The 12761-nt window shown below is 29.3% G+C and carries 21 protein-coding genes and 4 tRNA genes; 24 read left to right on the top strand and 1 reads right to left on the bottom strand.

Annotated elements, in window-relative coordinates:
* Positions 1–234 precede the first annotated feature (234 nt).
* Complete coding sequence (gene murB, locus VOI34_RS02950) at positions 235–1269, top strand: UDP-N-acetylmuramate dehydrogenase (protein ID WP_331828369.1); 1035 nt, start codon at positions 235–237, stop codon at positions 1267–1269.
* Between the two features lie 126 nt (positions 1270–1395).
* Complete coding sequence (locus tag VOI34_RS02945; protein WP_331828368.1) at positions 1396–2244, top strand: biotin--[acetyl-CoA-carboxylase] ligase; 849 nt, start codon at positions 1396–1398, stop codon at positions 2242–2244.
* Between the two features lie 139 nt (positions 2245–2383).
* On the opposite strand, the gene coaA is transcribed toward VOI34_RS02945, so the two are convergent.
* Positions 2384–3328 carry a type I pantothenate kinase gene (gene coaA / locus VOI34_RS02940; RefSeq protein ID WP_331828367.1) on the bottom strand — a complete coding sequence of 315 codons (945 nt, stop codon included), beginning with the start codon at positions 3326–3328 and terminating at the stop codon, positions 2384–2386.
* A gap of 269 nt (positions 3329–3597) precedes the next feature.
* Between coaA and VOI34_RS02935 the strand changes: the two genes are divergently transcribed.
* From VOI34_RS02935 to rplF, 22 genes are all read left to right on the top strand, one after another.
* Positions 3598–3670 (top strand) — tRNA-Thr (locus VOI34_RS02935).
* A 13-nt stretch (positions 3671–3683) separates the two neighbouring features.
* A tRNA-Tyr gene (locus VOI34_RS02930) sits at positions 3684–3765 on the top strand.
* 44 nt (positions 3766–3809) lie between these two features.
* Positions 3810–3881 (top strand) — tRNA-Gly (locus VOI34_RS02925).
* Positions 3882–3903: 22 nt separating this feature from the next.
* Positions 3904–3976: transfer RNA gene (locus tag VOI34_RS02920), tRNA-Thr, on the top strand.
* 127 nt (positions 3977–4103) lie between these two features.
* Positions 4104–4574 carry a bacterioferritin gene (bfr, locus tag VOI34_RS02915; protein WP_331828366.1) on the top strand — a complete coding sequence of 157 codons (471 nt, stop codon included), beginning with the start codon at positions 4104–4106 and terminating at the stop codon, positions 4572–4574.
* Positions 4575–4907: 333 nt separating this feature from the next.
* Positions 4908–5219, top strand: a complete 312-nt coding sequence (gene rpsJ, locus VOI34_RS02910) for a 30S ribosomal protein S10 (protein ID WP_250232109.1) — start codon at positions 4908–4910, stop codon at positions 5217–5219.
* Between the two features lie 86 nt (positions 5220–5305).
* Positions 5306–5941, top strand: coding sequence for a 50S ribosomal protein L3 (gene rplC / locus VOI34_RS02905; RefSeq protein WP_331828365.1), 636 nt, complete (start codon positions 5306–5308; stop codon positions 5939–5941).
* Between the two features lie 13 nt (positions 5942–5954).
* Positions 5955–6587 carry a 50S ribosomal protein L4 gene (rplD, locus tag VOI34_RS02900; RefSeq protein WP_331828364.1) on the top strand — a complete coding sequence of 211 codons (633 nt, stop codon included), beginning with the start codon at positions 5955–5957 and terminating at the stop codon, positions 6585–6587.
* Positions 6584–6886 carry a 50S ribosomal protein L23 gene (rplW, locus tag VOI34_RS02895; RefSeq protein WP_331828363.1) on the top strand — a complete coding sequence of 101 codons (303 nt, stop codon included), beginning with the start codon at positions 6584–6586 and terminating at the stop codon, positions 6884–6886. Before rplD ends, rplW begins: the two co-directional genes overlap by 4 nt.
* A 23-nt stretch (positions 6887–6909) precedes the next feature.
* The gene (gene rplB, locus VOI34_RS02890) at positions 6910–7734 is read left to right on the top strand and encodes a 50S ribosomal protein L2 (protein ID WP_331828362.1); all 825 of its coding nucleotides are present in this window, start codon (positions 6910–6912) and stop codon (positions 7732–7734) included.
* A 24-nt stretch (positions 7735–7758) separates the two neighbouring features.
* The gene (gene rpsS / locus VOI34_RS02885; RefSeq protein WP_331828361.1) at positions 7759–8046 is read left to right on the top strand and encodes a 30S ribosomal protein S19; all 288 of its coding nucleotides are present in this window, start codon (positions 7759–7761) and stop codon (positions 8044–8046) included.
* Positions 8047–8088: 42 nt separating this feature from the next.
* The gene (gene rplV / locus VOI34_RS02880; RefSeq protein WP_331828360.1) at positions 8089–8418 is read left to right on the top strand and encodes a 50S ribosomal protein L22; all 330 of its coding nucleotides are present in this window, start codon (positions 8089–8091) and stop codon (positions 8416–8418) included.
* A 31-nt stretch (positions 8419–8449) separates the two neighbouring features.
* Entirely contained in the window at positions 8450–9163 is a 714-nt protein-coding gene (rpsC, locus tag VOI34_RS02875) for a 30S ribosomal protein S3 (protein WP_331828359.1), read from the top strand.
* A gap of 10 nt (positions 9164–9173) precedes the next feature.
* Complete coding sequence (gene rplP, locus VOI34_RS02870; RefSeq protein WP_331828740.1) at positions 9174–9575, top strand: 50S ribosomal protein L16; 402 nt, start codon at positions 9174–9176, stop codon at positions 9573–9575.
* Positions 9575–9781 (top strand): 50S ribosomal protein L29, encoded by a 207-nt coding sequence (gene rpmC, locus VOI34_RS02865; RefSeq protein ID WP_331828358.1) that lies wholly within the window; start codon positions 9575–9577, stop codon positions 9779–9781. The genes rplP and rpmC overlap by 1 nt, the downstream gene beginning before the upstream one ends.
* Positions 9782–9799: 18 nt before the next feature.
* Complete coding sequence (gene rpsQ, locus VOI34_RS02860) at positions 9800–10057, top strand: 30S ribosomal protein S17 (protein ID WP_331828357.1); 258 nt, start codon at positions 9800–9802, stop codon at positions 10055–10057.
* A 120-nt stretch (positions 10058–10177) separates the two neighbouring features.
* Positions 10178–10549: a 50S ribosomal protein L14 gene (rplN, locus tag VOI34_RS02855; protein ID WP_331828739.1), complete on the top strand. Its 372-nt coding sequence runs from the start codon at positions 10178–10180 to the stop codon at positions 10547–10549.
* 14 nt (positions 10550–10563) lie between these two features.
* Entirely contained in the window at positions 10564–10884 is a 321-nt protein-coding gene (gene rplX / locus VOI34_RS02850; RefSeq protein ID WP_331828738.1) for a 50S ribosomal protein L24, read from the top strand.
* Positions 10885–10896: 12 nt separating this feature from the next.
* Positions 10897–11475 carry a 50S ribosomal protein L5 gene (rplE, locus tag VOI34_RS02845; RefSeq protein WP_331828356.1) on the top strand — a complete coding sequence of 193 codons (579 nt, stop codon included), beginning with the start codon at positions 10897–10899 and terminating at the stop codon, positions 11473–11475.
* A complete protein-coding gene (gene rpsN / locus VOI34_RS02840; protein WP_331828355.1) occupies positions 11472–11777 on the top strand; it encodes a 30S ribosomal protein S14 in 306 nt (101 codons plus the stop codon). The genes rplE and rpsN overlap by 4 nt, the downstream gene beginning before the upstream one ends.
* 29 nt (positions 11778–11806) lie before the next feature.
* Positions 11807–12202 carry a 30S ribosomal protein S8 gene (rpsH, locus tag VOI34_RS02835; protein WP_331828354.1) on the top strand — a complete coding sequence of 132 codons (396 nt, stop codon included), beginning with the start codon at positions 11807–11809 and terminating at the stop codon, positions 12200–12202.
* A complete protein-coding gene (gene rplF / locus VOI34_RS02830) occupies positions 12192–12758 on the top strand; it encodes a 50S ribosomal protein L6 (protein WP_331828353.1) in 567 nt (188 codons plus the stop codon). The genes rpsH and rplF overlap by 11 nt, the downstream gene beginning before the upstream one ends.
* Positions 12759–12761 lie beyond the last annotated feature (3 nt).

The following is a 12761-nucleotide window of genomic DNA, read 5'->3' as shown; positions in this document are numbered from 1 at the left end:
TAAAAATGAATTATCTTAGTGTAAATTTAAGTTTATTCTTTAATTATTAGTATTTGGTTATTATTTGTATATAGCTAATCAATTACATATTTGGAAATTATCATATTAATTTATATATATATATCTTATAGTATGAAGTGTTATCACATTTTATATCAAAATATATTAAATCATTTTTTATAATGGTAAAAAGATTAGAATTAATATGTTACAACGTTCGATACAAATAAGTATATGAAGAATTATATTCAATTAAAATCATTAAATACTTTTTCAATTGACGTATGCGCTAAACATGTAGTAACTGTGCATAATGAATGTGCTTTATTGAAGTTTTGGAAAAAAGCTGATAATAAAGGACAACCTGTTCTCATTTTAGGAGATGGTAGTAATATCTTATTTTTAGAAAACTATATTGGAACAATATTATTAAACAGGATAAAAGGTATTTTCATTACTGAAAATAAAATGACATGGAGGATTCATGTTGGAGCTGGAGAAAAATGGCATGAATTAGTAACTTATACCATAAATAAAAATATACCAGGTTTAGAAAATTTAGCATATATTCCAGGATATGTAGGAGCTGCCCCCATTCAAAATATTGGCGCTTATGGAGTTGAGCTATCTCAAATATGTGAGTATGTAGATGTTATAGATTTATATAACGAAAAAAAAATTCGTTTCTTTCATGCCGAATGTAATTTTCAATACAGAGATAGTATTTTTAGAAATTGTTTAAAAAAATATGCTATTGTGTCCGTAGGATTAAAATTAAATAAAAAATGGAAACCTGTACTAGATTATCACGAATTAATTCATTTAAATAAAAATCGCGTCACACCTCGTCAAGTTTTTAATTTTATTAATATAATTAGACGTAAAAAATTACCAGATCCTATGTCAGTAGGGAATGCTGGTAGTTTTTTTAAAAATCCAGTAGTAGATATTAACATAGCACGTTGTTTATTTCAAATTTATCCAAATATGCCTTATTATTCTCAAAAAGATGGAAAAATAAAATTATTAGCAGGATGGCTAATAGAACGTTGCCACTTAAAAGGTTGTGTGTTTGGAGAAGCAGCGATATATTCTAAACAATCATTAGTGTTAATTAATCGTAGGAAAATAGCTACTGGAACCGAAATTGCAGCATTAGCTCTTTTTATATATAATCAGGTTGCAGATAAATTTAATGTTTATCTACAACCTGAAGTTAGATTAATTGGTAATTATGGAGAAATAAGCCCCAAAAAATTGTTTATATAATAAACGATTAACGTATTTATATTAGTTAAAAACTTAAGATTATATATGTTTTTATAATTTTTATCATATATATAATTTATCAATTAATCTTCAGTTATAAAAAATTAAATAAATATCAAAATATAAGTGCCAATTTTATTTTTTGGAAGTTTAAAAATTTTGTTAAAATTTAACGACAATAATAAATTTATCACATATTCTCCTTTCTTAAATGAATTTAGGATTTTAGAACAATTACTTGAGGGTAAAGTAATTGTTCTAAATGAAGTACATTCAACAAACCAATATATAATAGATAATATTCCATATATAAGATCTGGTGATGCTTGTGTTACAGAACATCAAACACAAGGGAGGGGAAGGCAAGGAAAAATTTGGGTTGCACCTTTTAGAGAAAGTATTTGCTTATCCATTTATTGGACATTAAATAAGACCCCACCGATAGTCACTGAACTTAGTATAATGATAAGTATTATTGTAGCAAGAATATTAAAAAATTTGGGCGTATCTCAAATTAAAATTAAATGGCCTAATGATTTATATATTTATGGGAAAAAATTAGCAGGAATTTTAATTGAGATTATAACACGAACTGATAACATCGCCCATATAATAATAGGTATTGGTATTAACTTATCTATACGCACGAGTACAACATTAAATAAACAAATTGGTAAAAATTGGACTACTCTAAAAGATATTGGAATTATGATTGATCGAAATATTTTAGTAGCAACGCTTATTAATACATTACATAAGAAATTAAAAGATTTTATACGTTTTGGATTTGATCCATTTATGTCTTACTGGAAAATTTTTGATTATTTATATAATAAACCAGTAACACTGTTAATTGGCAACCGTATAATATACGGCACGGCTCTTGGAATCAACATGCATGGAGCATTAATAGTAGATCAATCAGATTTAATAGGATATTATACAGGAGATAATATTTCTGTTTGTTTACCCTAAAATCTAAATTCTATTAAAAGTTTCCTGCCAGGATAGGACCATATTATAATATATGGTGATATATCTGAATTTTTCATAATAAAAACTATTTTTATTAACAATAATTAAAAAAATAAAATTATTATTTCTTTAATCATTATTATTTTCTTAACTGAACATTATCTACTGTATGGTTAATACCTTTGTTCAAAATTAAATTTGCTCGTTCGCGAGTAGGTAAAATGTTTTTTTGTAAATTAAGCCCATTTATTTTAGTCCATAATTTTGAAGCTATAGAAATTATTTTTTTTTTAGATAATTGAGTATAACGATAAAAATAAGAATCAGGATGAGAAAAAGTACTGCAACAAAATTTTAAAAATCTATCAATATACCATTCTTGTAGTAAATGTTCGGGGGCATCAACATAAATAGAAAAATCAACAAAATCAGATACAAAAACACAAGGTAAATTATAATTATAATCGTAGTTAGTTTGTAAGACATTTAATCCTTCTAAAATAAGAATATCCGGTTTATAAATTATCTGTTGAACATGAGGAATAATGTCATATTTTATATGAGAATATACAGGAATTGTCATTGATCGTACCTTTCCAGATTTTATTTTTGAAATAAAATTTACCAAACTAGCAATATCATAAGATTGTGGAAAACCTTTTTTTTTCATTAAATGCCGTTTTTTTAATATTTTATTAGAATATAAAAATCCATCAGTCGTTACTAATTCTACCACACGGTGTTCGGGCCATCTACTAAGCAGCGCTTGTAATACTCTGGCTGTAGTACTTTTCCCTACTGAAACACTACCAGCAATACCAATAACGTATGGTATACGTTGATTTTGAGTATTTAAAAACTGCTCCAAAACATTTTGTCGTCTTATATTTGAATGAATATATAAATTAATTAATCTAGATAATGGTAAATAGATTTCTACTACTTCATTTATAGAAAGATTATCATTTATACCTCTTAAATTTAGAATTTCTTTTCGAGATAATATCAATGGCATATTATCTCGAAAAGATGCCCATTCTTTACGATTAAAAGTTAAAAATGATGCAGACGAAACATGTAACATATTGTTTCTATCATTATAAAATATCTATATATTTTATATAATTAAATCTTCTATTTTAATCCTTGATCAAAATAGAAGATTTAATTATAATCATATATTATAGTTAGAATATTATAATTATAATTTATGTCTTTAAAATAAAAACCTATTTTTTAAAAAATGTTTTGAATATTTTAATTATCTTAAATACAATAGTATAATAGAAGTTTTTAAATATGTGTGCATCAGAACAAAATAATGCTCGTTTTTTAAATAATAATTAATATGATGCCGGTATAGCTCAATAGGAAGAGCAACTGATTTGTAATCAGTAGATCAAAGGTTCGAATCCTTTTGCCGGCATCTTCAAAATTATGATGGGGTTCCCGAGTGGCTAAAGGGAGCAGACTGTAAATCTGTCGTCGTAGACTTCGAAGGTTCAAATCCTTCCCCCATCATTTAATCACATGCGTTGATTTTTTATTATTGTTATTATTATATAGTGGGCATTGTATAATGGTTATTACCTCAACCTTCCAAGTTGATGATGTGGGTTCAATTCCCACTGTCCACTTTATATAATATAACTGAATTATGCTGATATAGCTCAGAAGGTAGAGCACACCCTTGGTAAGGGTGAGGTCAGCAGTTCGAATCTGCTTATCAGCATTTACACATGCATTCTTCTTATGAAGATATTAACAATTTTATAATAAAAAGATGATCTAAACATAATAAATAATTTTAATTATAAAATATATACATACAAAACTAAAAATAACATTTAGGAGAATTTATGAAAGGAGATAATCATCTTATTATTCATCTTAATAACTTACTAAGCGATGAATTAATGGCTGTAAACCAATATTTTCTGCATGCTAAAATCTTTAAGAATTGGGGATTGAAACGTCTTAATGATATAGAATATCAGGAATGTATGGATGAATTAGATCATGCAGACCTCTATACAAAACGTATCTTATTCTTAGAAAACACGCCTACCTTAAGAAAATTTGACTCCTTAAATATTAATAAAAATGTTGAAGATATTTTACATGCTGATCTTAGCATGGAATATCACAATGTTGACAATTTGCGTAAGAGTATCAAATATGCTGATTCAGTACAAGATTACATCTCTAAAGATATAATGATACAAATTCTCAATGATGAAGAAAAACATATTGATTTTTTAGAAACAGAATTAAATCTCATGAAAAAAATTGGTATACATAATTACATACAATCCCAATTGAACCAATAATTTTCTTGTTTTTTAAAAATATTTTATAAATATTTATATAATTTTTAAAAATTGTTAAAAATGCTTTTAAAAACTTTTATTCCAAATTAATCTTGTTTTTTACGTGCTTACTGATACACTAAGTTTACGTAGTGCTTCTCTTGTAAAAAACAAAGCACACATAACTAATTACTATATTATTTTAAGCCTAAAATGCGCTTTTTAAGTTAAATGTAGTGACACAAAAAATATTTTAACCATCAATTCTAAACTAGAAGACTACAAAGTACTAAAGGATGGATTGTATACAAATTCGTTCATAAATAATTAATTTTTGGAGCTATATATTTAGATATGCAGAATCAAAGAATACGCATTCGTTTAAAAGCATTCGATCACCGACTAATAGATAGATCAACTGTAGAAATCGTGGAAACTGCCAAACGTACTGGCGCTCAAGTACATGGACCTATCCCATTACCCACTAAAAAAGAAAGGTTCACTGTTTTAATTTCTCCACATGTTAATAAAGATGCAAGAGATCAATATGAAATACGAACTCACAAACGTTTAATAGATATTGTTGAACCTACTGATAAAACGGTAGATGCTTTAATGCGTTTAGATTTAGCGGCGGGAGTAGACGTTCAAATTAGTCTCGGTTAGAATAATATATTATATATAGTTTTTTGTATACACAAAATAGATAAAAATATTTAATTTCAAAATAAAAAGAGGTTATATCCATAACAATGAAAGGTTTAATTGGTAAAAAATTGGGTATGACTCGACTATTTAATGAAGATGGCTTGTCTATTCCAGTAACCATGATTGAAATAGCACCTAATCGTGTAACACAAATAAAAAATATAAAAAATGATGGATATTGCGCAGTACAAGTGACTACTGGCATTAAAAATATTAAGCATGTTAATAAACCAGAAATAGGGCATATGTTAAAATCAGGAATAGATCCTGGCCGTGGTTTGTGGGAATTTAGCTGCAAGAACGGAACAAAAATATCAGTAGGAGATATCATTACTATACATATCTTTATAGATGTTAGAAAAGTTGATATCACAGGCATATCTAAAGGAAAAGGATTTGCAGGCACAATAAAACGTTGGAATTTTCATATGCAAGATGCAAGTCATGGAAACTCTTTATCACACAGAGCTCCTGGGTCTATTGGGCAAAATCAAACTCCTGGTAAGGTATTTAAAGGTAAAAAGATGGCGGGACAATTAGGAAACTACAGAGTTACAGTACAAAATTTAGATATTATAAGCGTTGATGTGAAACGAAATTTATTACTAGTTAAAGGTGCTGTCCCAGGAATAATTGGCGGTAACTTAGCTATTAAAAAATCTATTAAAATACAATATTAGAGAGAAAATGTAAATGGAATTAAAAATTAAGGACTTTACAACAGATATAAACATATTTGATTCAACTAAATTTTCTGTATCTGATGAAATTTTTGGATGTCCTTTTAATCCAGCATTAATACATCAAGTTGTTTCTGCTTACTTGACTAATTCTCGTCAAGGAACAAGATCTCAAAAGGGACGCTCAGAAGTTGCGGGTTCTAACAAAAAACCTTGGCGTCAAAAAGGAACCGGCAGAGCACGCGCTGGATCAATAAAAAGCCCTATTTGGCGTTCTGGGGGAGTAACCTTCGCGGCTAAACCTAAATTATATAATCAAAAAATAAATAAAAAAATGTATCGAGGAGCAATAAGAAGTATTTTATCTAAATTAGTTCGTGATGATCGTTTATTTTTAATAAGAAATTTGTTTATAGAAAAACCGAAAACTAAATTATTATTAGAAAAGTTACAAACAATAGCACCAAAGAAAAGTATATTAATTTTTACTGATTTTTTAGATAAAAATTTACTTTTAGCATCACGTAATATTTATAAAATTGAAATACGTACTGCGACGCATATAGACCCAGTGAGCTTAATAAATTTTAATACTACTTTAATTACTGATACTACTATAAATAAAATTGAGAAACAATTGATATGATTTATCAAGAACGTTTATTAAAAATATTAAAATCTACACACGTTTCTGAAAAAACATCTATTCAATCAGAAAAATATAATACTTTTGTTTTTAAAGTAGCAAAATACGCAACTAAAACAGATATTAAAAATGCTATAAATATACTGTTTTCTGTAAAAATAAATAATATAAACACTGTAGTTGTCTCAGGAAAATCTAAAGGTACAGCTAATCATGTTGGTCGCCGTAGTAGCTGGAAAAAAGCGTATGTTGTTTTAGAAAAAAATCAAAAAATAGATTTTATCGATACAATAGAATAGATAAACATGGAAATTTAAAAGAAATGCCTATTGTAAAATGCAACCCAACCTCCCCAGGTAGAAGGCATGTTAGTAAATTAGTTAATTTTAATTTATATAAAGGAGACCCTTGCTCTTCATTGTTATCTAATAAAATTAATAAATCAGGAGGACGAAATAATTATGGTCGTATTACTGTACGCCATATCGGAGGGGGACATAAAAAACGTTACCGAATAATTGATTTCAAACGCAATAAAGATGGGATTCCAGCTATAATAAAACATTTAGAATACGATCCCAATCGTTCAGCAAATATAGCATTAATTTTATATAAAGATGGAGAACGTCGTTATATTTTAGCCCCAAAAAATATAAAAATAGGGGATGTTATTAGTTCTGGATTAAACGTTCCGATAAAGCCAGGAAATTCTTTACCTCTGAGCAATATTCCGATTGGATCTTCTATTCATAATGTAGAAATGAAAATAGGAAAAGGCGGGCAATTAGCACGTTCTGCAGGAACCTATATACAAATTGTAGCCCGCGATGGAGAATACATGATTCTTAGACTACGATCTGGCGAAATACGTAAAATTCGTTGTGAATGCCGAGCAACTATAGGAGAAGTTGGTAATTCTGAACATATGTTACGTATGTTAGGTAAAGCTGGGGCCAACAGATGGCGTGGCACTCGTCCTACTGTACGTGGTACAGCAATGAATCCAATTGATCACCCTCATGGAGGCGGAGAAGGAAAAAATTTTGGAAAACATCCCGTGTCTCCTTGGGGAATACAAACCAAAGGAAAAAAAACACGTAGTAATAAACGTACCAATAGATTGATATTATCTCATCGAAAAAAATAAAATTTAAAGACTTAGGAAAAATTTATGCCTCGTTCTATTAAAAAAGGTCCATTTATAGACTTGCATCTTCTGAAAAAAGTAGAAAAAGCAATAGAAATAGGTGATAAAAAACCTATTAGAACTTGGTCGCGGCGATCAACAATATTTCCAAGAATGATTGGGTTAACTATATCGATACACAATGGACGTAAACATATACCTATATTTATTTTAGATGAAATGGTTGGGCATAAATTAGGTGAGTTTGCTCCAACTCGTACATATCGTGGTCACTCAGTTGATAAAAAAACAAAAACCATTATTAAAAAATAATTATAATCTTTAAATACAATTTACTATAGGGGATAATCTGGTATGCAAACAATTGCTAGATACCGTTATATTCGTTCTTCTGCTCAAAAGCTTCGTTTAATAATTAATATGATCCGAGGAAAAAAAGTATCTCAGGCACTTAATATTTTAGAATATACCAACAAGAAATCTGCAAAATTAGTTAAAAAGACTTTAGAATCTGCTATTGCTAACGCAGAACATAATGATGGTTTAAATTTTAATAATTTAAAAATTATTAAAATTTTTGTTGACAACGGGCCTACTATTAAAAGAATTATGCCAAGAGCAAAAGGACGATCAGATAAAATTATGAAACGAACAAGTCATCTCACCATAATGGTATCTAATTAAAAAACATATTTAAACAGATGGAGTATTACAAATGGGTCAAAAGGTACATCCGAATGGAATACGGTTGGGGATTACCAAAACATGGCATTCTACTTGGTATGCAAATAATAAAGATTTTTCTGATAATTTAGAAAGCGATTTTTCAGTGCGTCAGTTTTTATCAAAAAAACTCTCAAAAGCTTCAGTATCTCGTATAATTATTGAGCGTCCTGCTAAAAGCATAAGAGTGACTGTGTATACAGCTAGGCCTGGACTCATAATTGGAAAAAAAGGGGAAGATATTGAAAAATTACGTAAAAATATAGCAAAAATTTCTGGCGTTCCAACACAACTAAATATTGCTGAAGTTCGTAAACCAGAATTAGATGCTAAACTATTAGCTGATAATATCGCGTCTCAATTAGAACGCAGAATAATATTTAGACGGGCAATGAAACGGGTTGTACAAAGCGCTATGCGTTTAGGGGCAAAAGGAATTAAAGTAGAAATAAGTGGTAGATTAAGCGGCGCTGAAATTGCTCGTACCGAATGGTATAGGGAAGGACGTGTTCCACTACATACTTTTCGTGCTGACATTGATTATAGTCTTGCAGAGGCACAGACTACATATGGGGTAATTGGAATTAAAGTATGGGTGTTTAAAGGCGAAATTTTAGGAACTATATTAGCTACTACAACAGGTTACTCAAATCAATCAATTAATCAATCAACTAAAAAAAACATAAAAATCGTACATAAAGGATAGTAATAGGATGTTGCTGCAACCAAAAAACACAAAATTTCGTAAAATGCATAAAGGGCGTAATCGAGGAACAATAACAAATGACAGTATTAGTTTCGGAAAATTTGCTTTAAAAGCTACTAGTCGTGGGCGATTAAAATCCTGTCAAATTGAAGCTGCACGACGTGCTATAAGTCGTGCTATAAAACGTCAAGGACAAATATGGATTCGTGTGTTCCCAGACAAACCTATCACTAAAAAACCTCTTGAAGTACGCATGGGAAAAGGAAAAGGTAATGTAGAATATTGGGTGACATTAATACAACCAGGAAAAATTTTATATGAAATAAATGGAGTATCAAAAGAACTAGCATATAATGCTTTTAAGTTAGGTGCCGCAAAATTACCAGTTAAAACCACTTTAATAGGAATATAATGAATAAAATAATAAAATCATTAAATCAAAAGCAAGAGAACGTTATTAATTCATTTAAAGAAGAACTAATGAAAGTATTACGTGAATATTTTAATTTACGTATACAGGCAAAAGCAGGGCAGTTAAAACAATTGCATTTATTAAAAAAAGTGCGCCGTAATATAGCATCTATTAAACATTACTTATCTAATAATGAAAAAATGTAAAAAGGAGGATATTTCATCATGGCTGATAGGATTCGTATCCTAATAGGTCGTGTAATTAGTAACAAAATGAACAAATCTGCTGTTGTTTCTGTTGAACGTTTAATTAAACATTCAACATACGAAAAGTTTATTAAACGCACCACTAAATTACATGTACACGACCCTAATAATGAAACCAATATTGGAGACATCATTTCAATGAAAGAATGTCGTCCCATTTCTAAAACAAAATCTTGGATACTAACTTCTATTATCAAAAAATCAGATTTTTTTTAAATAAAATATAATATATAATTAATAATAAATTTTTAATATAACTAACCTAATAGGTCTTCAGATATATATATATTTTAAAAATATCAATTAATTATTATTATAATTATTATGGAGTTTTATGTGATTCAAGAACGTACTATTTTAAATGTTGCTGATAACTCTGGCGCGCGATACGTAATGTGTATTAAAGTGTTAGGAGGATCTGGTCGTCGTTATGCTAATATTGGTGACGTTATTAAAGTTGCTATTAAAGAAGCAATACCGCGCGCTAAAGTAAAAAAAGGTGATGTATTAAAAGCTGTTGTAGTACGTACAAAAAAAGGTGTGCGTCGCTCAGATGGATCTGTTATTAGATTTGATAATAATGCCTGTGTATTATTACATGATACAAGTGCTCAACCTGTAGGCACTCGTATTTTTGGACCAGTAACTCGTGAATTACGTAACGAAAAATTTATGAAGATTATTTCTTTAGCCCCCGAAGTACTTTGATGGAGATTATTATAATGGCAGCAGCTAAAATTAAATGTAATGATGAAGTTATTGTATTAAGTGGAAAAGATAAAGGAAAAAAAGGAACAGTAAAACAAATTTTTTATGATAAAGGTAGGGCTATAGTAACAGGAATAAATTTAGTAAAAAAACACCAAAAACCTATCCCAAACAAAAATCAACCAGGAGGCATTATTGAAAAAGAAGCATCTGTCGATTTGTCTAATATTGCAATATTTAATGCTACTTTAAATAAAGCCGATCGTGTAGGATTTAAAATAAAAAATGGCAAAAAAATACGAATTTTTAAGTCTAATGGAGATATAGTTAAGTAGCTGGAACAATATATGACTAATTTATATGATTATTATAAAAATAATGTAATACAAAGTTTAATGCAAAAATTTCAATACCGATCTGTTATGCAAGTCCCTACAATTAAAAAAATTACTATTAATATGGGAGTAGGAAAATCCATTACCAATAAAATTTTTTTGGAAAAAGCAATAGAAGATTTAATAAAAATTTCAGGGCAAAAACCAATTGTGACTAAAGCGCGTAAATCTATTTCTAGTTTTAAAATTCGGCAAGGTCAGCCAATTGGATGTAAAGTAACTTTACGAGGAATGCGCATGTGGGAATTTATTGAGAGATTCATTTCCATTGCTATGCCTCGTATTCGTGATTTTCGTGGTTTATCTATTAAGTCTTTTGATGGCCATGGTAATTACAGCATTGGAATACGTGAGCAAATTATCTTTCCTGAGATTGATTATGATACTGTTGATAATGTGCGAGGAATGGATATCACTATAACTACGAATGCTATTTCTGATAATGAAGCACATGCTTTATTATCCGCTTGTCGTTTTCCATTTCGAAAACAATCGTATCCTATCCTCTCAAATAGGAGAGTTAAAGCATGACTAAAGAATCCATAAAAGCACGCGAAATAAAACGTTTAAAATTAGTTAATAAATATTATACGCAACGTATTTCCCTAAAAAAAATTATCATTAATCAACATGTTTCTAACAAAGAACGTTGGAACGCTGTTTTAAAATTACAGACTTTACCACGCGATTCTAGCCCATCTAGACGGCGTAATCGTTGTCGCCACACTGGACGTCCTCATGCTTTTTTAAGAAAATTTGGATTGAGTCGTATTAAGTTGCGTGAAGCTGCTATGCGCGGAGAAATACCTGGTCTAAGAAAAGCTAGTTGGTAATCAATTATTTACTGTCGGAGTCCTACACAATGAGTATGCAAGATTCGATTGCGGAAATGTTAACTACTATACGTAATGGGCAAATTTCTAAAAAAGAAAAAATTTGCACCCCATCTTCCACAATCAAGATAGCAATTGCTAATGTATTAGCAGAAGAAGGATTTATAAACCAATATAACATTAAAAATAATGTTAAACCTATTTTAGAAATATTTCTGAAATATTATCAAAAAAGAAAACCTGTTATAGATACTATACAGCGTATTAGTCGACCTGGATTACGTATCTATAGAAAGAGAAAAGAATTACCTCAAGTAATGTCTGGCATGGGGATTGTTATTATTTCTACTTCTAAAGGTATCATTACAGATAACAAAGCTCGTCAGCTCAATGTTGGTGGGGAGATTATATGTTATGTATCCTGATGCTGAACATATTTCCAGACCACACATATATAAAACAATAATTCTTATTCCTAATATAACAACAATAAAACTACAAGATCGTTGCATTTATATTACAGGTACACTTGGTACGTTAACTTTAGAATTACATAAATCAATTGATGTACAGTTACATGATGAAAAAAAACTGTCGGTATATACTACCAAAAATATTAATAATAAAAATAAAGCCTTAATAGGAACAACGTGCGCATTAATTAATAGTATGATTACTGGTGTCACGACAGGGTTCACTAAAAAATTACAATTAATAGGGATAGGTTATCGTGTAGCTATTCAAAATAATATAATAAACCTAACTATAGGATTCTCTCATCCTATTAATTATACGTTACCTGTAGAAATTACAGCAACATGTCCAAGCCAAACCGAAATTATTATAACAGGGATAAATAAGCAAATTGTTGGGCAAATTGCAGCAGATTTAAGATCACTTCGTCCTCCTGAGCCTTTTAAGGGAAAAGGTATTCGCTACATTAATGAAATAATACATAATAAAGATACTAAAAAAAGATAATTA

Source organism: Candidatus Blochmannia sp. SNP (assembly GCF_036549215.1).
Classification (GTDB): Bacteria; Pseudomonadota; Gammaproteobacteria; order Enterobacterales; family Enterobacteriaceae; genus Blochmanniella.
The sequence above is the reverse complement of the archived record's forward strand: the minus strand, read 5'-3'. Positions and strand labels throughout refer to the sequence as shown.

Bases quoted from the DNA above. Each gene is read 5' to 3' on its own strand.
- rpsN (WP_331828355.1), top strand. From the start codon at position 11,472: ATGACTAAAGAATCCATAAAAGCACGCGAAATAAAACGTTTAAAATTA.
- rpmC (WP_331828358.1), top strand. From the start codon at position 9,575: ATGAATAAAATAATAAAATCATTAAATCAAAAGCAAGAGAACGTTATT.
- coaA (WP_331828367.1), bottom strand. From the start codon at position 3,328: ATGTTACATGTTTCGTCTGCATCATTTTTAACTTTTAATCGTAAAGAA.
- rplB (WP_331828362.1), top strand. From the start codon at position 6,910: ATGCCTATTGTAAAATGCAACCCAACCTCCCCAGGTAGAAGGCATGTT.
- rplX (WP_331828738.1), top strand. From the start codon at position 10,564: ATGGCAGCAGCTAAAATTAAATGTAATGATGAAGTTATTGTATTAAGT.
- rpsS (WP_331828361.1), top strand. From the start codon at position 7,759: ATGCCTCGTTCTATTAAAAAAGGTCCATTTATAGACTTGCATCTTCTG.
- murB (WP_331828369.1), top strand. From the start codon at position 235: ATGAAGAATTATATTCAATTAAAATCATTAAATACTTTTTCAATTGAC.
- rpsC (WP_331828359.1), top strand. From the start codon at position 8,450: ATGGGTCAAAAGGTACATCCGAATGGAATACGGTTGGGGATTACCAAA.
- rpsH (WP_331828354.1), top strand. From the start codon at position 11,807: ATGAGTATGCAAGATTCGATTGCGGAAATGTTAACTACTATACGTAAT.
- rpsJ (WP_250232109.1), top strand. From the start codon at position 4,908: ATGCAGAATCAAAGAATACGCATTCGTTTAAAAGCATTCGATCACCGA.
- rplF (WP_331828353.1), top strand. From the start codon at position 12,192: ATGTATCCTGATGCTGAACATATTTCCAGACCACACATATATAAAACA.
- rplC (WP_331828365.1), top strand. From the start codon at position 5,306: ATGAAAGGTTTAATTGGTAAAAAATTGGGTATGACTCGACTATTTAAT.
- rplV (WP_331828360.1), top strand. From the start codon at position 8,089: ATGCAAACAATTGCTAGATACCGTTATATTCGTTCTTCTGCTCAAAAG.
- rplD (WP_331828364.1), top strand. From the start codon at position 5,955: ATGGAATTAAAAATTAAGGACTTTACAACAGATATAAACATATTTGAT.
- rplE (WP_331828356.1), top strand. From the start codon at position 10,897: ATGACTAATTTATATGATTATTATAAAAATAATGTAATACAAAGTTTA.
- bfr (WP_331828366.1), top strand. From the start codon at position 4,104: ATGAAAGGAGATAATCATCTTATTATTCATCTTAATAACTTACTAAGC.
- rpsQ (WP_331828357.1), top strand. From the start codon at position 9,800: ATGGCTGATAGGATTCGTATCCTAATAGGTCGTGTAATTAGTAACAAA.
- rplW (WP_331828363.1), top strand. From the start codon at position 6,584: ATGATTTATCAAGAACGTTTATTAAAAATATTAAAATCTACACACGTT.